This is a genomic window from Aliiroseovarius sp. S2029, assembly GCF_023195575.1.
In the GTDB taxonomy this organism is placed as follows: Bacteria; Pseudomonadota; Alphaproteobacteria; order Rhodobacterales; family Rhodobacteraceae; genus Aliiroseovarius; species Aliiroseovarius zhejiangensis.
This window is the reverse complement of record NZ_JALPQE010000002.1, coordinates 345,981-370,157: the sequence shown is the minus strand read 5'-3', so window position 1 is coordinate 370,157 and position 24,177 is coordinate 345,981. Positions and strand designations below refer to the sequence as shown.

Genomic DNA, 24,177 nt, shown 5'->3' with positions numbered 1-24,177 from the left:
AGGATCTAGTGGCGCACCACGTAGACCGAACAATCCGAGTGGCGCACCACGCGCGCGGCATTCGGGCCAAGCAGGTAATCCTTCAGGTCCGGCCTATGCGCCCCAATCACGATCAGGTCGGTCTTGTCCAGTTTCGAAATGCGCAGCACCTCTTCATAGACCGTGCCGACCGCCACGATGTGGCGCACATTGGCGTCCTGCTCGGCCCCCAGCGTGGCCTTTGTCATCTCTTTCAGAAGCGTTTTGGCACGCTCCTTGACCGGTTCCACCTGATGATCCTGAAAATAGGCCCCGACCACCGACATGCCGAAATCCGGCACCACGGTGATCACGTCCAATTGCGCACCGTCCATGCGGGCCAGCTTGGCTGCAACGGTCAGCACCTCGCGTTCTTCCTCGGGGCGGTTGATGTCGACGGCGCAGAGAATTGTCTTGCTCATGCCGGTTCTCCTTGCAGTGTTTCCTGTTCGGCCCGACGCGATTGCAGGAAGGCCACAAGGGCTAGCAACAGAAGTGCGGGAATGAAGATCAGTTCTTTCGGCAGTTGATTGGACGGCGCCTGAACCGCCGCGATCTGAACCGGCTCGTCACCATAAAAATCGAACGAGGCCAGTTTGTCCGACAGGAATGTGCCGAACATCGGTTCGTCCAACCGGATCGTGTCGCCTTCCGGCAGGATCATGAAGCCCAGCGCATCAAGCCGCGCCGCAGGGTCGTCCCCTTCGGGCACATCCAGCACGACGGTCAGGTCCTTGCTGTCCAGGGTGTCGAAATCCGGGCCACGGATCACTGCGCGAAGCTGATCCCCCGGCGCGGCCTGCTCCAGCGCCGTTGCAAACTGTGCAGGCGGGATTTCGGCAAAGGGCGGCTGGATCTGGTTCATGAAGAAGCCCGGACGGAACAGGGCAAAAGCCACCAGAAGCAGGGCAACGGTTTCCCATATCCGCGATTTGGTCAGGAAAAAGCCCATGGTTCCTGCCGTAAAGACAAGGATCCCGATTGTTGCCACCACAAAGACGATAATCCCCTGTACCCATGTCACGTCAATCAGCAGCAGGTCGGTGTTGAAGATGAACACAAACGGCAGCGCCACGGTCCGCAAGCTATAGAAGAACGCGGTGAAACCGGTGCGGATGGCATCGCCCCCTGACACGGCGGCGGCGGCAAAACTGGCCAGCCCCACCGGGGGCGTCACATCGGCCATGATCCCGAAATAGAACACGAAAAGGTGCACCGCGATCAACGGCACGACCAGCCCCGATTGCGCACCCAGTTCGACCACGACCCCCACCATCAGTGAGGAGACGACGATATAGTTCGCCGTGGTCGGTAGCCCCATCCCAAGGATCAGCGACAGGATCGCCACGAAGACCAGCATCAGGATCAGGTTGCCGCCGGACAGGAACTCGACAAAATCGGCCATGACCTGACCAATCCCGGTCAACGACACGGTGCCGACGATGATCCCGGCGGTGGCCGTGGCCAGACCGATCCCGATCATGTTGCGCGCGCCGTCGATCATCCCTTCGATCAGGTCCATCACCCCGTCGCGCAACCGACCCACCGGATTGCCTTCGCCCCGGAACATGGCCTTCAGCGGTTTCTGCGTCAGCAGGATGCCGAACAGAAGAAAGGTCGCCCAGAAGGCCGACAGGCCGGGGGACTTGCGTTCGATCATCAGGAAATAGACCAGCACGATGATCGGCATCAGATAATACAGCCCGGACTTGTAAATCTTGGCCACATCCGGCAGTTCGACCACCTCGGCATTGGGGTCGTCCGGCTCAAGATCCGGCACCTGTGCGGCAAGATAGATCAGGGCAAGATAGATGATCCCCAGCAGGATCGACAGGATCCAGCCGGACCCGGACGGGAACAGCGACACGATCCACCCCACCGGATATTGCGTGGCATAGCACAGAAGCGCAAAGCCCGCGAAGAAGGCGAACATGCCGCCGATGGTCTTGCCCATCGACACGACCTTGTTGCCGATCGTGGGCATACGGTTCTTCACCGCCTCAAGATGCACGATATAGACCAGCGCGATGTACGAGATGATCGCAGGCAGGAAGGCATGGGTGATGACCTCGACATAGGAAATGCCGACATATTCCACCATCAGGAACGCAGCCGCGCCCATGACGGGTGGCATGATCTGCCCGTTGACCGAGGACGCGACCTCGACCGAGCCTGCCTTTTCGGCGGTGAAGCCCACCCGCTTCATCAGCGGAATTGTAAAGGTGCCGGTGGTCACGACATTGGCGATGGACGACCCGGAGATCAGCCCCGTCGCCGCCGACCCGACCACGGCAGCTTTTGCCGGTCCGCCGCGCAGGTGGCCCAGCGCGCCAAACGCCATTTTGATGAAATAGTTCCCGGCCCCTGCCCGGTCGAGCAATGCGCCGAACAGCACGAACAGGAATACGAATTTGGTGGACACGCCCAGCGCGATGCCAAAGACACCTTCGGACGTGATCCACATATGGCTCATCGCCTTGCGCAGACTGGCACCCGCCCAACGGATCTGGTCGGGCACGACCTCGGACGAGCCAAAAAAGACGTAAAACAGAAAGATCACCGCCAGCGCGACCATCACCGGGCCAAGCGTGCGATAGGCGGCAAGGAACAGAAAGCCCAGCGCAATCAGGGACACGATAGCGTCGGTGTCATCCGCCAGCCCGCCATTGCCGACGATCTTCTGATAGAAGAAATAGCCATACAGCGCGAGCAACGCGCCGCCGATCCCGTGGATCCAGTCATACCACGGGATGCGGTCGCGCGGGCTGGATTTGAACAACGGATAGGCCATCGCGGCCAGGAAGATTGCAAAGGCCAGGTGGATCTGGCGCGAGTTGTTGATCAGGTCGCCTGGCAAGACATATGGCGCCACCGGCGAGGCCAGAAGCACCTGAAAAATCGACCAGGTCAGGGCCACCCCGGCGATCATCAACCCCACTGGCCCATGCGGGCTGCGGGCGCCGGTATCGCTGGCGGCAACCAGTTCCTGAAGTTCCTCTTCGCTCAGCGCGCGTTCTTCCTTAGTGGACATCTGTCCCTCCCTCGGCTGCATGGGTTATCTTGCGGCAGCCCAAACTGGTTCTGGTCGTTGTCACTTGCCCGATCTTTGCGCCGGGTCAGGGGTGTTGGGGGCAGCGCACCGCCCCCAACAAAGGCATGCCCTGATCAGCTTACTCGATCAGGCCCTTTTCCTTGTAATACTTCTCGGCACCCGGGTGCAGCGGCGCGGACAGACCAGCGGTTGCCATCTCTTTCGGGTCAAGATTTGCGAAAGCGGGGTGCAGGCCCTTGAAGTCTTCGAAGTTTTCAAAAACCGACGAGACCACGGCGTAAACCGCGTCTTCCGACACCTGATCCGAGCTGACGAAGGTGGCACCAACACCGAAGGTCTTGGTGTCTTCGTCATTGCCGCGATACATGCCGCCGGGGATGGTGGCTGTCCGATAGAACGAGTTTTCTTCAACCAGCTTGTTCACCACGTCACCTGCCACTTCGACAAGAACGGAATCACAGGCGGTGGTGGCTTCCTGGATCGACCCGGACGGGTGGCCGACGGTGTAAACCATCGCATCGATCTGGTTGTCACACAGGGCAGCCGATTGTTCGGACGCTTTCAACTCGGTTGCCAGAGCGAAGTCGCCCGTTGTCCAGCCAAGGGCATCCATCAGAACTTCCATGGTGCCGCGCTGACCAGAACCGGGGTTGCCGATGTTGACGCGTTTGCCCTTCAGATCTTCAAAGGTCTTGATGCCGCTGTCAGCACGGGCCACGACGGTGAACGGCTCCGGGTGCACCGAGAACACGGCGCGCAGCCCTTCGAAGGGACCGGCCTCTTCAAATTTCGAAGTGCCGTTATAGGCGTGGTACTGCCAGTCCGACTGGGCCACACCAAATTCCAGTTCGCCTTCGCGAATGGTGTTGATGTTGTAAACCGATCCACCCGTCGATTCGACCGAGCAGCGCACGCCGTGATCCTTGCGGCCCTTGTTCACCAGACGGCAGATCGCACCGCCAGTCGGATAATACACGCCGGTCACACCGCCGGTGCCGATCGTGATAAACTCCTCGGCCATCGCGGCCGGGGCCAGAACGGCCGTCGCGGCAACCCCGGCAAATGCAAGTTTGAACCTGTTCAACATCACTATACTCCCTTGTGTTGATGTTCTGATGTCATTCGGACCACACCTCGGCCAATTGCCGATTGCGCAGTTCGACTTCTGCGATACGTTCCTGTGCCGCGGCACCGGAACGCCCGACAACCATTCCGACGATCGTTTCGATCAGGAACAAGGTTGTCACGTAGGATGAATAGAAATTCGCACTGTCCGCCGCCACGACAAAACTGACCGAGGCATATTCCAGCGCCGGACAGGCATGGGTGTCGGTGATGACAATCACGAAAACGCCCAGTTGATGGGCCAGCTTGGCGGACTTGATCACGTTGGACGCGAAAGGCGGTTTTGTCACGATCAACAAGGCGTCGCGGCTGTCCAGACCGGTCAAGGCGCCGCCCAGTGACGCCCCCATGCGATTCGCAAGGCGCCAGTTATCCGTGCAGAAATTCGCCATATAGGACATATATTCCACGATCCCCGTCGATCCCAACGCACCAAGCAACAAAACCTTACGTGCATTGACCAACACCTCGACGCAATGCTCAAGGTCTTTTTGGTCCAACGAGGTCAGCGCGTGGTTCAGATTCGATTGGCAGGCGACAAAATGCATGTCGATGAAACGGTGCTGCCCGTCGTCATGCTGCTTTTGCAAGACCCCGGCCCGCGCGGCGAAGTTGTTTACCCGCTGGTCAATCTTGTCGCGCAGTTCTTCGCGCAGCTCTTCGAAATCTTCGTAATCCAGAGCCTTGGCAAGACGCGAAAAGGCGGCGGGCGACACGCCACTGTTACGTGATACAGTGCGCAGCGGTCGCGTCACCGCATCCAGTGGATTGGCCACCAGAAAATCCGCAGCACTGCGCAAAGCATCGCTGAGATCGGCATAGGCCAAAGCAAGCCTCTTTTCGAAGCGTTCGTTCAATGTGCCCCCCTGACTGGACGATTCCAGTGTTCTCTTTGTTTCATGCATTGTCAAATGTCGGGATATTTGTTTCAATATCATCGAAAATCAGAGGCCGCCATGTCACACGTCTTCCCCCGTCACACCAAAGCCGTCCCGCCCATCGCGGTAAAAGGAGATGGCATATATATCATTGATTCCAATGGAAATAAATATCTGGATGGATCGGGCGGCGCGGCTGTGTCCTGCCTTGGTCATTCGGACAGGGATGTCATCCAGGCGATCAAGACTCAGGTCGATCAACTTGCCTTTGCGCATACGGGTTTCCTGTCGTCGCAGCCGGCAGAATCACTGGCAGACCGGCTGGTCGCCCACGCACCGGATGGAATCGAGCGGGTCTATTTCGTCTCGGGCGGGTCGGAAGCGGTGGAAAGCGCGTTGAAACTGGCGCGCCAATACATGATCGAAACGGGCCAGCCGCAGCGCACCAGATTCATTTCGCGCCGGCAAAGCTATCACGGCAACACGCTGGGCGCGCTTGGCACCGGCGGCAACGCCTGGCGGCGCGCACCCTTCGACCCGGTGATGGTGTCAGCCTCTCATATCTCGCCTTGCTACGAATACCGGCTGCGCCATGAGGGGGAGTCGCAGGAAGACTATGCCCTGCGCGCGGCAAACGAGCTTGAGGCGGAACTGCTGCGTCAGGGGCCGGAAAACGTCATCGGCTTCATTGCGGAACCTGTGGTGGGCGCAACCGCTGGCGCCGTTCCTGCCGTGCCGGGATATTTCAAGCGCATCCGCGAGATCTGCGACCAATACGGCATTCTGCTGATCCTGGACGAGGTCATGTGCGGCATGGGGCGCACCGGCACATTGTTTGCCTGCGAGCAGGATGGCGTTGCGCCGGATCTGATCACAATCGCCAAGGGGCTGGGCGCCGGGTATCAGCCCATCGGCGCGATGTTGTGTTCGGGCGCAATCTATGCGGCGATCGAAAACGGCAGTGGCTTTTTCCAGCACGGCCATACCTATGTCGGCCACCCGACGGCCTGTGCCGCCGCCGACGCGGTGGTGCGCAAACTGACAGAGGGCGGCATGGTCGCGCGGTCGGCCCAGATGGGCGAGACACTGATGGCCGCCCTGACCGACGCCTTCGGCCAGCACCCCCATATCGGCGACATTCGCGGGCGCGGCATGTTCCGCGGGCTGGAGCTTGTTGCGGACCGCGACACCAAAGCCCCGTTTGCACCCGAAAAAGGCATTGCGGCGAAGCTGAAGAAGCAGGCCTTTGCCAACGGGCTGATCTGCTATCCGATGGCAGGGACGATCGACGGGCAACAAGGCGACCATGTGTTGCTGGCGCCCCCGTTCATTATCACCGACGATCAGATTGGCGAACTTGTCGACAAACTGTCCAAAACCTTTGACGCGGTTTTGTGATGGCGCTGCCGCGTCTGATGGTGGCGCCGAACGGGGCGCGGTTGACGCAGGCGGACCACCCGGCCCTGCCGATCACGCTGCCCGAGATCATCGCCACCGCGCGCGATTGCCACGCAGCGGGCGCGGACGGCTTGCACCTGCACCTTCGTGATGCGGATGGAGGCCACCTGCTGGATGCTGGCGCCTATCGCGAGGCGGTGCAGGAACTGACCGCTCAGGTGCCTGACATCGCCGTTCAGATCACCACTGAGGCGGTCGGAAAATACGACCCACCCCATCAACGGCGGGTTGCCATGAACGCGGGGGCGTCCATGGTTTCGGCCTCTGTGCGCGAGCTGTGTCGCGACAAGAAAGATGTCACGCAGGCCTTTTACCGGGATTGCGCGGATCAGGACATTGCGATCCAGCACATCCTTTATGACCGGGACGATGCAGAGCTTCTGGCACGAACGCTGCCCCAAGATCTGCTCACCGCGCCCGACTTGCAACTCTTGTTCGTGCTGGGGCGCTATGCAGCGGATCAGAACTCCGACCCGCAGGATCTGGACCCGTTTCTGGACTGGATGAAAACGCAGAAACTGACGCCCGACTGGGCCGTCTGCGCCTTCGGTCAGGGGGAAACGGAATCTTTGGTTTATACCGCACGATGTGGCGGAAAATGCCGCGTCGGCTTCGAAAACGCGCGGGTACATTCCGACGGCCGGGTGGCCAAAGACAATGCGGATCGCGTCCGGGCGGTGCGCGACGCCATCCGCCATTTGCCACCCCGGGCCTGAGGAGCCACCCGGTCCTGCGCCCGACAAAGTGCCGTAACGGCAACCTGACATAATATTTGCGCAGTGACGCATGATGGATCACTTTCCGGCGCACGAGTCTGGTAAACCTGTCAGTGTGAACCTAGTTAACATGTTCACACGACCACAGGTGCTTGCCGTGACACGGGGCTAAGGCACGGGCTGACAAGGACAGGAACATGCCGCAGGACATCTTGCCTGATCTGAACGGGCAGCTGAAGTTTCAGGACGATCCGGGCGCTGGCTGGTCGAAATGGTTGGCGGCCCTGTTTGCGCTGGTTCTGGTGGGCTGGATGGGCAGCGGCTACATCCTGCCTTCGCAACCGGCGACAGAAACCGAAGAAAAACCCGCCGCCCGCATCGTGGCCGTGGCGGTGATGCCGTCCGAAGCGGAAGATGTAGAGCTTGTGCTGTTCTCGGAAGGGCAGTCAATCCCGGATCGCGACACAATGATCACCTCCAAGGTCAGCGGCGAGGTCGTGTCTGTCTCGGCCGACCGCGGCGACCTTGTGTCGGCCGGGCAGGAAATCGGGCGGCTTGATGCCGCCACCATCGAAGCCCAGCTTGTTCAGGCACAAACGCAGCTTGACCAGGCCACCAGTGATCTTGAAAAATCCACATCCCTGCAGCGCAGCGGCATCACCACCGAAGATCGCGTGCTTCAGGCCCGTGCGGCCAAAGCCTCGGCCGAAGCCGCGGTTGCTGCTGCAAAAGAGCAGTTGGAAAACACCGTGATCCGCGCGCCCTTTGCCGGGCGCCTGAACGATCTGACCTTGGACGAAGGCGAGTTCGTGAACAGCGGCGATGTGGTGGCCGAGGTTCTGGACAACAACCCCTTGTCGATCGTCGTGCAGGTGCCGCAACAGGCCCTGTCTCGCCTGAAGAAGGGCCAGGTGGCCCAGGTCTCATTCATCACCGGCGAGGTGCGCAACGGCACCGTTGCCTTCATTGGCGCCAATGCCGACAGCCAGACCCGCACCTTCCGGGTCGAAATCACCGTCGACAATCCCGACAGCGAAATGCCCGCCGGGTTGAGCGCCCGCATCGCCATCCCGACCGGCAGCGCACGGGGGCATTTCATCTCGCCAGCGATTTTATCCTTGGGCACGGATGGCGAGTTGGGCGTCAAGATCGTGACCGAGGACGATGTCGTCCAGTTCGTGCCGGTGTCGATCGTGCGCGCCCAGACCGACGGCATCTGGATCACTGGCCTGCCCGAGCGCGCCGACATCATCACGGTGGGTCAGGGCTTCGTCAACGCAGGCGACACGGTCGATCCGCGCCCGGCGACGCCGGCCCCGGAAACGGCCGAGGTCACGCAATGAAACCGCTGATCACAGCCGCGTTCAATCGCAGCAAAGTGGTGCAGCTTTTGCTGGTGTTCCTTCTGACCATCGGCGGTTTTGCCTATTACGCGATTCCCAAGGAAAGCAATCCCGAGATACCGATCCCGATCGTCTATGTCTCGACCGGGCTTGAAGGGATCTCGCCCGAAGATGCCGAGGATGTTCTGATCGGCCCGATGGAAACCGAGTTCGCCTCGCTCACCGGGCTGAAATCCATGACCGCGACCGCCAGCGAAGGCCATGCAAGTGTCCAGTTGGAGTTTGAGCCGGGTTTCGACGCGGACGAGGCGCTGCAAAAGGTACGCGAAGCGGCGGACAAGGCGGAAAATGATCTGCCGCAGGACGCGCGCCTGACGGTGACCGAGATCAACACCGCGCTGTTTCCGATCCTGACCGTGATCCTGTCCGGCCCGGTGCCCGAACGCACCCTGAACGACCTGGCGGATGATCTGAAGGACGACATCGAAGCCCTGGCCGGGGTGCTTGAAGTCGACATCGGCGGCAAGCGCGAACAATTGCTGGAAGTGCTGATCGACCCCACGGTGTTCGAGACTTATAACATCACGTTTGAAGAGCTGATCGGCTCGGTCACCCGCAACAACCAGTTGATCGCCGCCGGGGCCATCGAAAGCGAAGCCGGGCGGCTTGTGCTGAAAGTGCCAGGCCTGATCGAGGATATGGCGGATGTGATGGAGCTTCCGGTGCTGGTGCGCGGCCAGACGGTCGTGACCTTCGCCGATGTCGCCACCATTCGACGCACCTTCAAAGACCCCGACGGGTTCGCCCGCATCGACGGCCAGCCCGCGCTTGCGCTCGAGATCAAAAAGCGCGTCGGCGCCAACATCATCGAAACCGTGGCCGAAGTGCGCGAGGTGATCGGCACAGCGCAGGCGGATTGGCCCGACAGCGTTCATATCAGCTATACGCTGGATGAAAGCGAGCAGGTGAAATCCATGCTGTCGGACCTTGAGGCGAACGTGATTGCCGCCATCATCCTGGTGATGATCGTGGTGGTCTATGCGCTGGGTCTGCGGTCGTCCCTGCTGGTGGGGCTGGCGATCCCCGGTGCCTTTCTGACCGGGGTCGCTGGGCTTTATTTCATGGGCTACACGATGAATATCGTGGTTCTGTTCTCGCTGATCCTGGTGGTCGGGATGCTGGTCGACGGGGCGATTGTGACGGTTGAACTGGCTGATCGCTACCTGCACGAAGGACAGTCGTCGAAACAGGCCTATGCCGAGGCCGCCAAGCGTATGTCCTGGCCGATCATCGCCTCGACCGCCACCACCTTGTGCGTCTTCTTCCCACTGCTGTTTTGGTCGGGAACGGTCGGCGAGTTCATGAAATTCCTGCCGATCACCGTGATTATCACACTGGCGGCATCCCTGTTCATGGCGCTGATCTTCATACCTGTCGTGGGCGGTCTGATCGGCAAGCAGCAACGCCAATCGGCGAAATCGAAGGCCCAGCATTATGCCGCCGAACGCGGCGATCCGCGCAGCATGACCGGTTTCATGGGGGTCTATGTCAACATTCTGAAATGGTCGATCAAACGCCCCGGCGTCACGCTGAGCTTTGCGGTGATCGCATTGGTCGCCTCGTTCGCGGCCTACGGGTCGTTGGGCAACGGCCTGACCTTCTTTCCCGAGGTCGAACCGGACTACGCGCAGGTCGAAGTGCGCGCGAAGGACAACTTCTCGGTCTATGAACAGGACGCATTGGTGCGCCAGGTCGAGGCCAAGCTGTCAGGCTATGACGAGATCGCCAGCATCTATGCCCGCTCGGGTGGCGGGCGCGACGGCAGCGACGCGATCGGATTTCTGCAACTGGAACTGGCCGAATGGGACACGCGCAGGCCCGTGGCCGCCATCGCCAAGGACATCCGCGCCGATGTCGCCACCATTCCCGGCATCGACGTTCAGGTTCAGACCGCCATGGCCGGTCCCGGCGGTGGCAAGCCCGTGAACCTTGAGGTGGCGTCCAACACGCCGGAGGATCAGAAGGCAGGGGTCGCGTTGCTGGTCGACGCGATGGAACGGCTGGGGGGCTTTACCGATATCGTGGAAACCAGCGCCTCGCCCGGTGTGGAATGGCAGATCGCAATCGACCGGTCCGAGGCCGCGCGGGCCGGCGCCGATGTGGCAATCCTGGGGCAGGCCGTGCAGCTTCTGACCCAGGGCATCACGGTCGCCAACTATCGTCCCGCCGACACGGATGGCGAGGTGGACATAGTGGTCCGTTTCCCTGCCGTCGACCGCACCCTTGCCGAATTGCAGAACCTGCGCGTGCCAACCAGCGCCGGGCTGGTGCCGATTTCGAATTTCGTGTCCTTCGAGGCTGCACCGCGCAGCGGGGTCATCACGCGGATTGATCAGGAACGCGTCATCTCGATCTCGGCGGATGTGGAACCGGGCGTGTTGGTGAACGACCAGATCCTGGCCCTGCAGGGAGAGTTGGACAGGATCGACATGCCCGAAAGCGTCGAAGTCAAATTCGGCGGCGAAGCGGAAGAACAGGCCGAAGCGATGAGTTTTCTGATTGCCGCCTTCTTCTCGGCCATCGGGCTGATGTTCCTGATCCTGCTGACCCAGTTCAACAGCTTCTGGCAAGCCTTCGTGGTGATGTCGGCCATCGTCTTTTCCATCGCGGGGGTGCTTTTGGGGCTGATGATCACCGGGCGGCCTTTCGGCGTCGTCATGGGCGGGATCGGGGTCATTGCCTTGGCGGGGATCGTGGTCAACAACAACATCGTTTTGATTGACACCTACAACGAGTTGAAAGCTGCGGGCGCGTCGCCCTATGAGGCCGCGCTGCGCACTGGCGCGCAGCGTTTGCGCCCGGTGGTGCTGACCTCGGTCACGACGGCACTGGGTCTGATGCCCATGGTGATTGGCCTTAACATCAACTTTTTCACGCGCAAGATCGTCTATGGTGCGCCATCGACCCAGTGGTGGACCGAACTGTCCAGTGCCATCGCGGGCGGGCTGGTTTTTGCAACCGTGCTGACCTTGATCGTCACGCCGTCAATGCTGGTGCTGGGCGAGAAGCGCGCGACACGGGCGGTCGCCAAAGGGGCTGCGCAACCCGCCGAGTGATTACTAGCCGCTAAACGGGTGTGCCCTTGAAAGGTGAAAGCCGGATCCCGCTGTCCTGAAGGGCCTGCCGCACCTGAGTGGCAATTGCCACGGCGGCTGGTGTATCGCCATGCAGGCAGATCGTGTCGATCCGGGTCGGAATGCGCTTGCCGCTTTCGGTGATGATCGCGCCGTCGCGCACCATCTCGACCATCCGTGCACCCGCTTGATCGGGGTCGTGGATCACCGCGCCCGGCAGGCTGCGATCAACCAGCGTTGCATCGTCGCTGTACGCACGGTCGGCAAATATCTCGCAGGCCGTCGCGCACCCAAGGTCATGGGCGGCGCCCTGTTGTGCAGTTCCTGCCAGCACCATGATGATCAGATCGGGCGCAATGGACAGCGCGGCCTCGTAACACGCGCGCGCCATATCTGCATCTTCGGCGGCCATGTTTGCCATCGCGCCATGTAGCTTCAGATGGCGCACTTTCCCGCCGGCCGCCGCCGCCATCGCTTGCGCCGCCCCAAGTTGGTAGCGCACGAGATTCTGCAATGTCTCGCGCGGCAGGTCCATCCGACGTCGGCCAAAACCATGCAGGTCTGCAAATCCCGGATGTGCGCCGATGCCGACGCCCTTGGCTACGGCATTCTTCATCGTAGCGGCCATGACGTCCCAATCCCCGGCATGTAAGCCGCAGGCGATGTTGGCCGAGGTCACGATGTCCAGAAGTGCCCGGTCATCCCCCATCGACCAGGGCCCGAACCCTTCGCCCATATCTGCATTCAGATCAATTGCCCGTGCCATCTGTGTCTTCCTTCTCGCCGATGTCGGCATACCCTGCGGTGACGCCGCTGATCAGTTGATAAGATAGCAGATCAGAGATCGTATGGGGATCGCGGATCAAAGGTCTGAGGTTTCTCACAAGGGTCTGGCGCGCCGACGCGGCCTTGCGCTCGGCAGCTGTCGCCTCGTCCAACCCGACGAACCGGAACCGCAGCGGCGCCCCTGCCGGGGCCTGGGCCACGATGGGCAGGTCGCAGGGCAGGACCGTGCCGATGCGGGGATAGCCGCCGGTGGTCTGGCATTCGCACAGCAACACAAAGGGCGTGCCGTCGCCGGTGATCTGGATATCCCCCGGCACGATCACCTCGGACAGGATGGTGCGACCGCTGTCGATGTGGAACCCGCCCTCCGGCGGCACAAGTCGCAGACCCATCCGGTTGCCGCGTGTGTCGCGACGAAAAGTAGTGGCCGTGAACCTGTCGCGTTCGTTCTGTGCAAACAGGTGGGTCTGAAGGCTTTCGACAATCCGCACGATGCCGCCGTTGAACCGATCTTCGACGGGCAGCGCCAGGTCAACCGGCCCGCCCGGATCGCACCGCACCGCAAGCGCGTCGCCCGCCTGCACCGCCCGCCCGATTCCCGCCGACAAATGCACCGAGCACGCGCCCAATTGCGCGTGGCCCATGAAGCCGCCGCCCACATGCAAGTATCCGTACCCACCCGACACTGTGCCGCCAACCGACAGACGCGCGCCAGCGGGCCAGTGATGGCTGGCATTCCAGGCGAGCCGTTCGCCGTCCAACGTCACCTGCATGGGGGCGCCGGTCAGGGCAAGGCGCAGATTGGTCTGGGCCACGAATGCGCCGCCCATCCCGGCCATTTCAAGTGCGGGCAAATCGTCGGAGTGTTCCAGAAGTGCGGCACCCTCGGACAGAGCCAGCGGATCGGCGGCCCCGCCGCGGGACAGCCCTGCATTCAGCCATCCGGGGCGCCCCCTGTCCTGCACGGTGACACCCGGCCCGGCCGACAATACCTTGATGCCCTCGCTCATCCGATCACCGTTACGGTCGCGCCGCCCTTCGGATCCCGGCGCATCTGGTGCAATTTTTCGGGCGTGGTGGGGGTTAACTGCACCTCGTCACCCGCGCGCAGCAGGAACGGGTCCGGGGCTTCCGGCTGGAACAGGCGCATGGCGGTCTGTGCCACGTGGTGCCACCCCGTCGGTGTCGGAACCGAGAACAGCACGAGCTGTCGGATCGCCACCGCCAGCGCCCCTTCGGGTACCCGTGCGGTCAACTGGCTTTGTCTGGGGATATCCCAGGCGTCGGGCAACGTGCCCAGATAGGGCTGACCCGGCGCGAAGCCGATGGTCTGCACCCGCAACCGTGTCGCCGTCAGCGAGGCAACGGCCTCATCCTCGCTCATGCCGGCCTGCGCGGCGGCCTGGGCAAGCTGCGGGGCAAGGTCCGTGCCGAACACGGCAGGGATACGCCACAGGCGCCTACCCTCGGGCAGTCCGGCCGCGTACCAGTCACGGCTGTTCAGCAGGGTTCGGAGGTCTTTCACAAGCACATCGTGGTCCACGACAAGCGGATCAACGCGCAGAAAGGTTGATACCAGCGACGACGAGGTTTCCTGCACCCCGCCCCACTGCGCAGCCTCGACCGCGGCGCGAAAGGCCAGCGCGGCCCGGTTCGCAGCCTCGCTCAGCGTATCGGCAAAGCGCACCACGACCCCATCCACCCCGGCCGTGCAGATCACGGGCGTGTTCGTCTGTTGTTCGTCTGAAACAGGCTGCGTCAAGACCCCTCCGGCGCATGGTATCGATCAACGGAAAACCTATCGCCATCCCCGACCGGATGACATCCCCAAATGCCACCACCTGACATGAGGCACAGTGGATGGCCCTGCCTGTCCCTCGGGCCGGTATCCGCCAGGAAACAGAGTGTTTTTGTATTCGGCACAATAATCTGATAGAGTAAAGCATTCTTATTTCTTAGTTTAGTTGATTTTTAATACCAATTTGGTTTGTGAGGGACGGTTGTTTCGATGACCAGTTTTGCGCGTTCCCTGATCAAGGATACCGGCGTGCGCGCCGATTGGGTGGACCTGCGTGATCAGGATTATGTGCCCAATCTGACGGTGCTGCGGGACACGGTGTCGTTGAACCCGCGCCTGCTGACGGCTGATCCCGGCACAGGGTTGCAGGTGCCGATCTTTGGCGCGCGCAACCAGGGCAACAGCGGGCGCTGCGTGGGGTTTGCGCTGGCCAACCTGATCGACATTCAGCGCCATCTGCAACATCTGCGCCGCACGCCCAGCATCAGCGACGCGCCCAAACCAGATCTGTCCGAGGTGCAGAAAGACATTGTCAGCGCCGATATGCTGTATCGCATGGCGTCCTTTCACGACCGCTATCCCGAACTGGAAAACGGCGAGGTCACGGCCGAAGAAGGCATCCTGACGCTCAGATCCGCGATCAAGGGGTTTTATCACCACGGGGTCTGTCGCGACTGGCCGTTTGGGGAAGCGAGCACCGACGAAGGGCGCTGGCAAAGCGAATGTTACCTGACCGATGGGCCGGACAAGGGGCGCAGGTTTACCACCGTCGGGCAGGCCAAGAAAGCGCGCGAGATCGGGCTGGGCGCGTATTTCAGACTGGCGTCAATCCTGAACCATTTTCACGCCGCCCTGAACGATGCCGAGGCGATCCTGACCACGGCGAATGTGCATGACGGCTGGCTGGGCGCAACGCCGGACAACGGTGGGCGGATCATCTGGCCCCCTGCCCTGGGCAAGACCGGCACCCATGCCTTCGTCATCACCGGTTATGACGAAAACGGGTTCCATGTCCTGAACTCCTGGGGGCCGAAATGGGGTGGCTATCAGGGGCAGGCCGGAATTGCCCTGTGGTCCTATGCCGACTGGGCGCAGAATGTGGTCGACAGCTGGGTGCTGCGGCTGGGCGTGTTCGCGCCCTCCGCCTTCGGTGCATCGGTGGGCGAGAAAGGCACCAAGGGCGACGGCAGCCCGATCCAGTCCGGATCGACCCCGTGTTTTGAGCTGGTGGGTCACTACATGCATCTGGATGATGGCTATCACGTAGCGACCGGGTCATATCCGTCTTTCAAGAACGGCTGGACCCGCACCCGTGAATACCTGTCCGAGCGGTTGGACCCGAAGGCCGACCCGGCCAACAAAGACAATCAGTATCGCGGCGTCCTGATCTGGATCCCGGGCAGTCTGGAAGGGATCAAACCCGCCTTTGCCGACGCGGTCGGTCGCAAGACGCTGATCAAGGATCTGGGCCTGTATCCATACACGATTTTCTGGTGCAACAGCTTCGTTGAAAAGTCGCTTGAGGTGCTGCAAAGCCTGTTTGACAGTTGCGAAGAACAGGCCGGCGAAAACGCAGCCCATCTGGACGAGTTGATCGAAAACCGGGTGCGCGGTGTGGGGCGGGCGTTCTGGCGCGACATCGAACTGGGTGCCCGGCGGGCGCTGCGTGGCACGGAAGAACTGCCCTACGAGGATTTCGAGAACGAGGAACTGGACAAGATCAAGACCGGCTTTGTCGGCGATCTGCTGTTTGACCTGCTTGACCTGAAGAAAAACACCGGGTGCGAGTTGCACATCGTGGCGGAAGGGGCCGGCGCGCTGGTGGTGCATGAAATGCTGTCGCTTCTGGCACACAAAACACACTGGTTTGATCCCGCATCCCTGAAACCCGGCGGCATGGACCGGTTCGACACGTTGCACCTGATCCATCCGGCCATCGGAATGCCGCGCGCAAAGAAGCGTCTGGTGCCCCTGATCAACGTGATGAACGGCGCAGCCAAGGGCAAGAAGAAGCGCAAGACATCATCGCGCAAGCCGGTGGTGCAAGCATATCTGGAATACGAAGCCCCACCCCGCGCCCGCGTCTATGTGCCGACGCCCGAGTTGGAGGAGCGGGTGAATTTCGGCGCCTATGGCAAGTCCATCCTGCATCTGGTGTCGCGCGCCTTTGAAGACCGATACCCCCTGCCGCGCAATGCCGATGACACCCAAGCCCCCTATCTGCTGCGCCCGCGCCCTTTCCTGGGCATGTCCGGGGTGCCGGACGGCTCTGCCTCTCCGGTGCAGAACGCCGTGTTCCGGTTGAACCGGATCGCCGCACAGAAACACGATCTGGACCGCATCCCCCAATCGGTCCTGAACGACGACCCCACCATCACCAACAGCATTTTCGAATGCATACGAGGATTTCAGGAAAAGGGACACTGAACGCCGCATAAAGGAGAAGAACCGTGACCAAGATCACCGTCGAAGAACTGATGTCGAAAATGGCGGACATAAACGCCGATGAAGGCGATTTCGCCGAGTATTTCATACTGGACGAGGAACGATCAGGTCCTTTTTCTCCGAAATTCAAACTGAACCCGGCGACGGTTCAGATCCCACGCGGGCCGAATGCGGCCCAGCGCACGGCGGCCCTGATGAACTCGGCCAACTGGTTTGCGCGGATGAGCCGCAGAAATGTGTTCCAGCAAAAGCTGGCGCGGGGATATGACGGGCCAATTGTCGTGTCCGAAGGTGACAGTTGGTTCCAGTATCCAATCCGCCTGCGGGACACGATCGACCACCTTATGCACACTTACGCGGTCTATTCTCTGGGCGCGGCGGGGGATCTGCTGAAACGGATGGCGGACCAGCAGGAATACATCCGTGCGCTGGAAGAAACGGGTGCCGAGATCCTGCTTTTGTCCGGTGGTGGCAACGATCTGGTCGCCGGTGGCGCGCTGGCTGCCCATCTTGAGGCGTTCGACCCTGACCTTGCCCCCGCCGACTATCTGCTGCCGTCCTTCCAGGCGCTTCTGGATGACGCGCTTGGCCATTATGGCCGGATGTTCCGGCAGGTGCATCAGAAGTTTCCTTATGTCAGCATCCTGTGCCACGGCTATGACTATCCGGTGCCCAACAAGGACAAGTGGTTGGGCAAACCGATGGAAAGCCGGGGCATCCGCGACCGCGCCCTGCAAATGGCCATCGCCGCCGAGATGATGGACCAGTTCAACCGTCGCCTGCGCCGGCTGGCACGCTCCATGCCGCATGTCACCTATATCGACTGCCGGGGCGTGGTGGGCAATCACCGCTGGTTTGACGGGCTGCACCCGACCGGCGAAGGCTATGGCGATGTGGCGCGCAAGTTCGAGCGCGAGATCAATCGCATCGCCAATGCCCGCAGCGGCCCGCCCAAGGTAATCAGCGGCCCGTTCGGGTCCGCCACCGAATTGTCTCGCGCCCTTCAAACCCCGCCCTTGATCGCAGGTGGTCCCGCCAAGGGCATGTCCCTGCATGTGGGTGTCAACACCGTGGACCCCGGCCATTATGACGGCTGGGACGGTCAACTGACCGCCTGCGAGGCCGACGCCCTGGCGATGCGGACCATCGCCGAGGCCGAGGGCTTCACACCCCAGCTTCTGCTGACCCGCGACGCCACCCGGCAAAACGTCGTCGACCAGATCGAACGCGCCGCGAAAGACCTGTCACCGGGCGATATGTTCCTGTTCACCGTATCGGGTCATGGCGGGCGGGTGCCTGATTTCAATCAGGACGAGGACCACGACGACGACAGCCAGCGGATGGACGAAACCCTGTGCCTGTATGATTTCCAGATTGCCGATGATGAGCTTTACATGCTGTGGACCAAGTTCAAGGACGGTGTGCGGGTGCTGATCATGCCCGACACCTGCCATTCCGGGTCGATGGCGCGTTTTGGCCCCACCGCACCGGCCGAACTGTTCGGCCGGGCCATGCCGCAGGATCCACGGATCCGCGCCATGCCGCTTTATGTCGAGGACAGGGTGTGGCGGGCCAATGAAGCGGCGTATCGCAAAGCCTCGAAATCTTACAGCGCGATGAAGGAAAGCGTGATGACCGCGCCGCTGAGCGGCCCGATTCAGGCGTCCGTCCTGAACCTTGGCGCCTGCAAGGACACGCAATATGCGATGGACGGGCCGGAAAACGGCGCTTTCACCGGCGCGCTTCTGAAGGTCTGGGATAACGGGCGGTTCAGCGGCGACTACCGCGCCTTCCGCACGGCCATTGACGAAGAAATCGGCAGCGACAGCCAGACGCCGCAACTGTTCGAGCGGCTTTTGCGCGACCCGAATTTCGTGCTGGACCGGCCCTTTACGTTGCAACCCGAAGGCATGGCGGCCAGTCCCTGCAGCAGCGCCACGAAATCTCGTTCTGCCCCGCCAGCCACCGTGGCCGAGGACGCAGATGAAGGCGATGAAAACGATCTTCTGCCAGATGCCGAGGTGGACGCGATCCTGTCGGCCAAAACCCGAGGCGCTGGGTTTCGCAGTGCGACAGCCGCGCTGGAATGGGCTGATTACGCGGATTTCGACGGGTTTATCCGGTCGCTGCGTCTGAAAAACTTCAGCACGGATGAGTTCCTGATCCTTGGCGGCGGGCACTCCACCCCCGGCGGGAAATGTCAGGGCAAGAACACCTATCCGCCGCGCGCGCTGTGGACCAATATCGCCAAGACCGCGCAGGCTCTGGACCATTTCCGCGACCGGATCGGCAAGCCCATTGCGATCACCAACGCCTATCGCGGCCCGGCCTATAATGCCTGTATCGGTGGCGCCAGACAAAGCCAGCACATGAAATTCTGCGCGCTGGACTTCAAAGTGTCCGGCATGCCCGCCCCCGAAGCGGCGAAAGCCTTGCGCTGGCTGCGCGACAAGGAAGGGTTCTTCACCGGCGGCATTGGGCGCTACAACAGTTTCACCCATATCGACACGCGCGGCGTGAACGCCACCTGGCCGCCCGCGTTTCGCGACACGAAACTGTCCGGTACATCGCCCCTGAAGAAACGCGAGCCGCGCGACCTGGCCGAACGCATCGCGATCCTGATCGGGACCATGCTGGCGAAACCACGCTCCGTTCCGGGCGCCAAATCGCGCAGTTCGGCCTTTGCCGATCCGGTCAGCCGCTCGGGCGACGACTTCGATCCGACCTCGGAAAACGCCGCACACCAGCAATCGCTGCAAGCGGCGGTCAATGCCTCCAGCGTGATTTCGTTCGTCGAGAACCTGACCCCCAGCCAGAAAGAGGATGTGCTTCTCTCGACCCTCTTTGCCCAGCGCGCAGCGGACGCAAAGGCTGACCCGGTGAAGGACCGCGAGGCTTGGCAGGCAACTTACATGGACATGCTCAGCCTGATGGGCTGGACGCGCGAAGCCGCCCCGTTCGAGGCCAGCCAGAAGATGAAAGGCAATGGCAGTTTCGACAAGGTGATCCTGGCCACGCTGGCGCAGGTGGCGACCGGCAACCAGTTCAAGATCGTTGAAAGCGCGATGGAGGCGTTGCGCGGTCTTGCGGTAGATGATGGCAAAATTAAACTGTTCGATTTCGAAACCTCATCATCCACTGGTGGCAACTTCCAGATCGGCAGCGCCGAAGCGTCGGGCGATGTGATTTCGATGGCGCTGGGGGCGTTCAACTTCACCTTCAATGACAAGAAGCAGAACATCCTGTTCGTGTCCTGGGGCAAGAACGAACTTGAATACTGGTTGTCCGCGCAAAAGGTATCGCTCAGCCCGACGATCTATGCCGATGTGCGCGAGATCATTCGCGACAAGCTGTCGGACACGCGCAAAACCCTGATCGCGGATATCGACATCGGATGACGGACGCGCCCACTCCAACGCCGCCGCAGGGCGATGCAGAACCGTTGCCGCAACCGGTGATGTCAGCAAAGTTGCAGATTGCGCCACGGTATCTGCTGATCCTGCTTTTGCCGGTGGCGGTACTGACCGCGTCCGAATACCTGCTGGGCACATTCGGCGACACAAGCCTGTTGCTGCCGGGGGTCGAGCTTGCGCCGATGGCCCCGCTGATCGAACTGAACGGGCGCTACAAGTTTCTTGCGGCTCTGTTTCTGTTCGTGGCGGTAACGATCACACTGATCGCCATGTTCTCGTTCGAACTCTATGCGCGCCACACGAAGCGATCGATCTGCTTTACGCTGGTCGGTATTGTCGGCGTGATCCTTGTCTCGCTCAGCTTTTCGACGTTCGAACCGGACTGGATGCCTGCCAGTTTCGAAAGCCAGTCGCTGCTGGGTGAAGACCTGTTTCACACCGCGCTTGGCATTGGCAATCTGCCCGGCTGCCTTCCGGGGGGTGCGCTTGAAGCCGCCTGCGACGGTATGGGCGCGTTTTTTGCCATGAAATACCTGCTGGATCACGTCAATATCCTGACCTCGCTGGCCGCCGCCGCGATCATCGCTGGCATGGTCCTGTCACTGGCACAACCCGTGGGCCTTGACCGCCGCAGCAAATCCGCGCTGATTTCCGAGGCAATGACCCTGCAAAACGCGCAGGAAAGCACCCAGCGATACCTGTATTGCGCCGGTGTGCTTCTGACCACCGGAATGGTGCTGATGTTGTCCTGGATGAAATGGCCGGGCCCGATGATCGCCGACCCGGACCTGCGCCACGCGCATGATCAGGTGGTCAGTTCGCTGTCGATGTTTCGCGGCGTCACCTATACGGTGCTGATTTTGTCGTTCTATATGCCGGTCAGCCTGATCCTGAAGGTGCGGATCGAACGGTTCAAACAGGCCAGCGCATCAGTTGGTGAAACCACACTCGGCCGCAGGCTGGAGGGGTTCGACATAAGACGCATCGCCAGCATGGACGCGTTCAAATCCATGATCGCCATCGCGTCGCCGATCCTGGCCAGCGCCATCGGATCCTTCGTTGACCTGTCCGTGTTTCAATAAACACACCCGCCCGCAAGAAGCGGACGGGTGAGAAATTTGTGCAAGGCAGTCAGCGCCTAACGCAGCAACTGGGTGATCCGGCGCACGCTGGCGCGGCGGTTTGCCCGTTCAGCGTCCTGGGTTTCGATCTTCAGGAACTCCTCGCCGTACCCCTGAACGATCAGGTTTTCCGGCGGCACATCGAAATACTCGGTCAGCGCCAGCGCCACGGATTCGGCGCGGCGGTCTGACAAGGCCAGGTTGTAGGCGGCCGCACCAACTGCGTCGGTGTGACCTTCGATCAGAAACACCTCGTTTCGATCCTGTTCGATATAGCTCTGGATCAGCTTACCCAGACGGGCGAGAGACCTGGCCTGATCTGGGCGGATCGCGGCCGAGCCGGTTTCAAACGTGATCGCATCCAGGTCAATCACCGGCACCAGGGATCGAACCTGAGGAATGTGGCGGATCTGAGCCAGACTGAATCGACGGTCCAGTTCGGCTTCACGTGCCAGGGCGGCGCGCAATGCCTCTTCGTCCGCATCAGCAGTCAGTTCAGGTTGCGGAGCCGGGGCAGGCAGCGACGCCACGTCGACCGGCTCCACGTCCACAGTATCATCGATCAGAATGGTTTCCGTGCCATCAGCGGCAACGTAAACGCGGCGCAGCACGCGGTATTCAGGATCGCGAATGGTCACGATTTCGGTGCCGTCAGGGCGGATCACGGTCGTGCGGGTTGAACCATCACCAAAGGTTTGGGTCCGGATCTTCGTGCCGGGTTGACGCAACAACGCGTTGTCATCCTTGATAACCTCGTAGGTGCCATCGTCACGGCTGACCACAACCCGATCGCCTGAGTTCAGCGCAACTTCGCGGTTGTTGGACAACATGGCACCAACCGCCACGGCCCCAAGGCCAAGCAGTATGGCTTTCTCGCCTTTGGTCAGGCCACCTTCCTTGTCATCGGACATTTTGGCGTCCGGATTGTTCTCGGACGCGTCTTTCGGTGCTTCGGTGATCTTGGTCGCGAAATCCTCGTCCGAGGACCGGGCCGTTTCCTCGGTCACGACTTCTTCGCTTACCTCTGCGTCGGCTTCGGCATCTGCCGAGGCATTGGCGGCGGCGGCCACAGGGGCTTCCCCGCTTTCAGCTTCGGGCTGGACGGGAAGGTCCGGCACCGGCTCTGCCTGCTCCTCGGTTTCTTCCACGGTTTCAGTTTCGGCCAAGGCTTCAGCCAACGCCGCTTCCTCTTCCGAGGTCAACTCGCTTTCAGGTGCTTCGGCCGTCGTGTCATCGGCAACCGACGCGGTGCCGTCTTGTGCGGTTGCGTCAGCGTTGGCATCTGCTTCGGTCGCGCTTTCGGCCTGCCCGTCAGCCTCGGGCGCTTCGACGGCGACAGCGTCGCCACCCGGTGCAGGCGTGGAACCAGCGGCAGCTTCGTCGCTGGGTGCGGGGTCGGCCTCGGCAGTGGCATCGGCAGCCTGCTCGGTTTGAACGATCTCATCCGTTTGCGGGCTTTGTTCAGCGACAGGTGCTTCTTCCGCTGGAGCTTCCGGGGCTGGCGCAGCCTCCGCGTTTTCCAAGGGCGTTTCTTCTACCTGCGCTTCCTCTGCCGGTACTTCCTCTGCCGGTACTTCCTCTGCCAGCGCTTCCTCTGCCGGTGCGTCGGCTTCAGCAGTCGTTTGGGTTTCGGCAGGCGCTTCTGCCGGGGCAGCTTCTTGGGTGACGTCGGCCTCGACAGCGGCCTCAGCGTTCGTCTCTGTGTTCGTCTCGGCTTCCGCTTCCGCAGCCGGGGCGTCCGTGTCAGTCGGGGCCGGAGCAGCCTCGACCGCTTCCTCGGTCACGACACCTTTGCGCATGGCTTCCAACTGCTCGGCCATTTCGGGGCGCAGGCTTGCGGCAACACCGTCAGCACAAGGAAGATCTGTGCCGTCGTCGCATATCATTGCGGTTTTCGGGACGGCGTGCACACCTTCGGCGCAAGGCAAGGGTGCGCCGTCTTCACAAATCATCTTGTCGGATTTGATTTTCTTCACACCCTTTTCACAAGGCGTCTCGGTCCCATCCATGCACATGAACTTCGGAACCTCGCCCTTGGTCTTGGCCTGAGCCACACCGGGCGTGGGGAAGGCAAGGGACAAGGTGGCGATCAAGGCCGTCGTCGATTTCCAAGTTTTCCGCATCTGCGATCTCCAACTGGTCGTGTTCGATAAATCATTCCTGTTTCAACGCAGCACATTGCGTTGAGTTCCGTTACAAGACAGTTGGTGACCGGGACTGACGATGAACGAAGGGGTTATCACGACAATACGGCGACAAACCGCCCACCGGCACAGGCGTCAAGCACATTGCCGCTCAGCAGCATATGTGATGATTGACCGACCCATTCACAGGATCGTCGGGAATGTATGTGAGAAAGAATGGTGGAGCCTAGCGGGGTCGAACCGCTGACCTCTTGCATGCCATGCAAGCGCTCTACCAACTGAGCTAAGGCCCCATCCGATGGCGTTTCCGCCGTCAATGCGCGGTATTTATGCAAAGGCGCTTTGGGGTTCAAGCCTAAAAAAGCGCCTTTGCCAAAATTTCAGTACCGCTTAGTCGTCGTCATCCGCGGCGACATCGGCGATCTCGTCCAAGGACACATCTTCTTCGTCGTCATCGTCCAGAACATCGTCACCCAGATCGACATCGACATCTTCATCATCTTCAAGAACTGCATCTGCGTCATCGACCAGATCGTCCTTCATTGTTGCCTTGTCTTCCTTGTCGGCCACCATCGTGCGCGACGCCTTGCCAGTTTCGAGGTTCACAACCTCGCCCGTATAGGGGCTGACCACCGGGTCGGCATTCAGGTCATAAAACCGTTTACCAGTCGTGGGGCAGACACGCTTTACGCCCCATTCTTCCTTGGGCATCTAAAACCCTTTCCGTTCTGTCTAAGTCGTGCGAG

Annotated in this window: 16 protein-coding genes and 1 tRNA gene; 7 read left to right on the top strand and 10 right to left on the bottom strand. The window is 61.1% G+C overall.

Annotation, left to right across the window (positions count from 1 at the left end; genetic code table 11):
• Window positions 1-5: 5 nt before the first annotated feature.
• The 4 genes from MUY21_RS06440 to MUY21_RS06425 form a co-directional block, all read right to left on the bottom strand.
• Entirely contained in the window at window positions 6-440 is a 435-nt protein-coding gene (locus MUY21_RS06440; RefSeq protein ID WP_248409508.1) for a universal stress protein, read from the bottom strand.
• Window positions 437-3,049: a TRAP transporter permease gene (locus MUY21_RS06435; RefSeq protein ID WP_248409507.1), complete on the bottom strand. Its 2,613-nt coding sequence runs from the start codon at window positions 3,047-3,049 to the stop codon at window positions 437-439. Before MUY21_RS06435 ends, MUY21_RS06440 begins: the two co-directional genes overlap by 4 nt.
• A 139-nt stretch (window positions 3,050-3,188) precedes the next feature.
• On the bottom strand, window positions 3,189-4,157 hold the full coding sequence (locus MUY21_RS06430) for a TAXI family TRAP transporter solute-binding subunit (RefSeq protein ID WP_248409506.1): 969 nt from the start codon (window positions 4,155-4,157) through the stop codon (window positions 3,189-3,191).
• 31 nt (window positions 4,158-4,188) lie between these two features.
• Window positions 4,189-5,052, bottom strand: coding sequence for a MurR/RpiR family transcriptional regulator (locus MUY21_RS06425; RefSeq protein WP_248409505.1), 864 nt, complete (start codon window positions 5,050-5,052; stop codon window positions 4,189-4,191).
• Window positions 5,053-5,151: 99 nt separating this feature from the next.
• On the opposite strand from MUY21_RS06425, the gene MUY21_RS06420 reads away from it, so the two are divergent.
• The 4 genes from MUY21_RS06420 to MUY21_RS06405 all read left to right on the top strand — a co-directional run bounded on the left by MUY21_RS06420 (window position 5,152) and on the right by MUY21_RS06405 (window position 11,706).
• Window positions 5,152-6,471: an aspartate aminotransferase family protein gene (locus tag MUY21_RS06420; RefSeq protein WP_248409504.1), complete on the top strand. Its 1,320-nt coding sequence runs from the start codon at window positions 5,152-5,154 to the stop codon at window positions 6,469-6,471.
• Window positions 6,471-7,247 carry a 3-keto-5-aminohexanoate cleavage protein gene (locus tag MUY21_RS06415; RefSeq protein WP_248409503.1) on the top strand — a complete coding sequence of 259 codons (777 nt, stop codon included), beginning with the start codon at window positions 6,471-6,473 and terminating at the stop codon, window positions 7,245-7,247. Before MUY21_RS06420 ends, MUY21_RS06415 begins: the two co-directional genes overlap by 1 nt.
• 197 nt (window positions 7,248-7,444) lie before the next feature.
• A complete protein-coding gene (locus MUY21_RS06410; RefSeq protein ID WP_248409502.1) occupies window positions 7,445-8,590 on the top strand; it encodes an efflux RND transporter periplasmic adaptor subunit in 1,146 nt (381 codons plus the stop codon).
• Window positions 8,587-11,706 carry an efflux RND transporter permease subunit gene (locus MUY21_RS06405; protein ID WP_248409501.1) on the top strand — a complete coding sequence of 1,040 codons (3,120 nt, stop codon included), beginning with the start codon at window positions 8,587-8,589 and terminating at the stop codon, window positions 11,704-11,706. The genes MUY21_RS06410 and MUY21_RS06405 overlap by 4 nt, the downstream gene beginning before the upstream one ends.
• A 10-nt stretch (window positions 11,707-11,716) precedes the next feature.
• On the opposite strand, the gene MUY21_RS06400 is transcribed toward MUY21_RS06405, so the two are convergent.
• The 3 genes from MUY21_RS06400 to MUY21_RS06390 are packed head-to-tail and all read right to left on the bottom strand — an operon-like array spanning window position 11,717 to window position 14,272.
• Complete coding sequence (locus MUY21_RS06400; protein ID WP_248409500.1) at window positions 11,717-12,490, bottom strand: 5-oxoprolinase subunit PxpA; 774 nt, start codon at window positions 12,488-12,490, stop codon at window positions 11,717-11,719.
• Complete coding sequence (locus MUY21_RS06395) at window positions 12,474-13,520, bottom strand: urea amidolyase (protein ID WP_248409499.1); 1,047 nt, start codon at window positions 13,518-13,520, stop codon at window positions 12,474-12,476. Before MUY21_RS06395 ends, MUY21_RS06400 begins: the two co-directional genes overlap by 17 nt.
• Complete coding sequence (locus MUY21_RS06390; protein ID WP_248409498.1) at window positions 13,517-14,272, bottom strand: carboxyltransferase domain-containing protein; 756 nt, start codon at window positions 14,270-14,272, stop codon at window positions 13,517-13,519. The genes MUY21_RS06395 and MUY21_RS06390 overlap by 4 nt, the downstream gene beginning before the upstream one ends.
• Before the next feature lie 246 nt (window positions 14,273-14,518).
• On the opposite strand from MUY21_RS06390, the gene MUY21_RS06385 reads away from it, so the two are divergent.
• Genes MUY21_RS06385 through MUY21_RS06375 form a run of 3 tightly spaced genes read left to right on the top strand, consistent with a single transcriptional unit; the run spans window position 14,519 to window position 21,248 of the window.
• Window positions 14,519-16,735, top strand: a complete 2,217-nt coding sequence (locus tag MUY21_RS06385; RefSeq protein ID WP_248409497.1) for a C1 family peptidase — start codon at window positions 14,519-14,521, stop codon at window positions 16,733-16,735.
• A gap of 23 nt (window positions 16,736-16,758) precedes the next feature.
• The gene (locus MUY21_RS06380) at window positions 16,759-20,151 is read left to right on the top strand and encodes a D-Ala-D-Ala carboxypeptidase family metallohydrolase (RefSeq protein ID WP_248409496.1); all 3,393 of its coding nucleotides are present in this window, start codon (window positions 16,759-16,761) and stop codon (window positions 20,149-20,151) included.
• Window positions 20,148-21,248: a hypothetical protein gene (locus MUY21_RS06375; RefSeq protein ID WP_248409495.1), complete on the top strand. Its 1,101-nt coding sequence runs from the start codon at window positions 20,148-20,150 to the stop codon at window positions 21,246-21,248. Before MUY21_RS06380 ends, MUY21_RS06375 begins: the two co-directional genes overlap by 4 nt.
• 56 nt (window positions 21,249-21,304) lie before the next feature.
• Here the strand turns inward: MUY21_RS06375 and MUY21_RS06370 are convergent, their stop codons facing one another.
• The 3 genes from MUY21_RS06370 to MUY21_RS06360 form a co-directional block, all read right to left on the bottom strand.
• Window positions 21,305-23,410, bottom strand: coding sequence for an OmpA family protein (locus tag MUY21_RS06370; RefSeq protein ID WP_248409494.1), 2,106 nt, complete (start codon window positions 23,408-23,410; stop codon window positions 21,305-21,307).
• A gap of 238 nt (window positions 23,411-23,648) precedes the next feature.
• Window positions 23,649-23,724, bottom strand: a tRNA-Ala gene (locus MUY21_RS06365).
• 97 nt (window positions 23,725-23,821) lie between these two features.
• Entirely contained in the window at window positions 23,822-24,142 is a 321-nt protein-coding gene (locus MUY21_RS06360) for a TIGR02300 family protein (protein ID WP_248409493.1), read from the bottom strand.
• Between the last annotated feature and the right edge of the window lie 35 nt (window positions 24,143-24,177).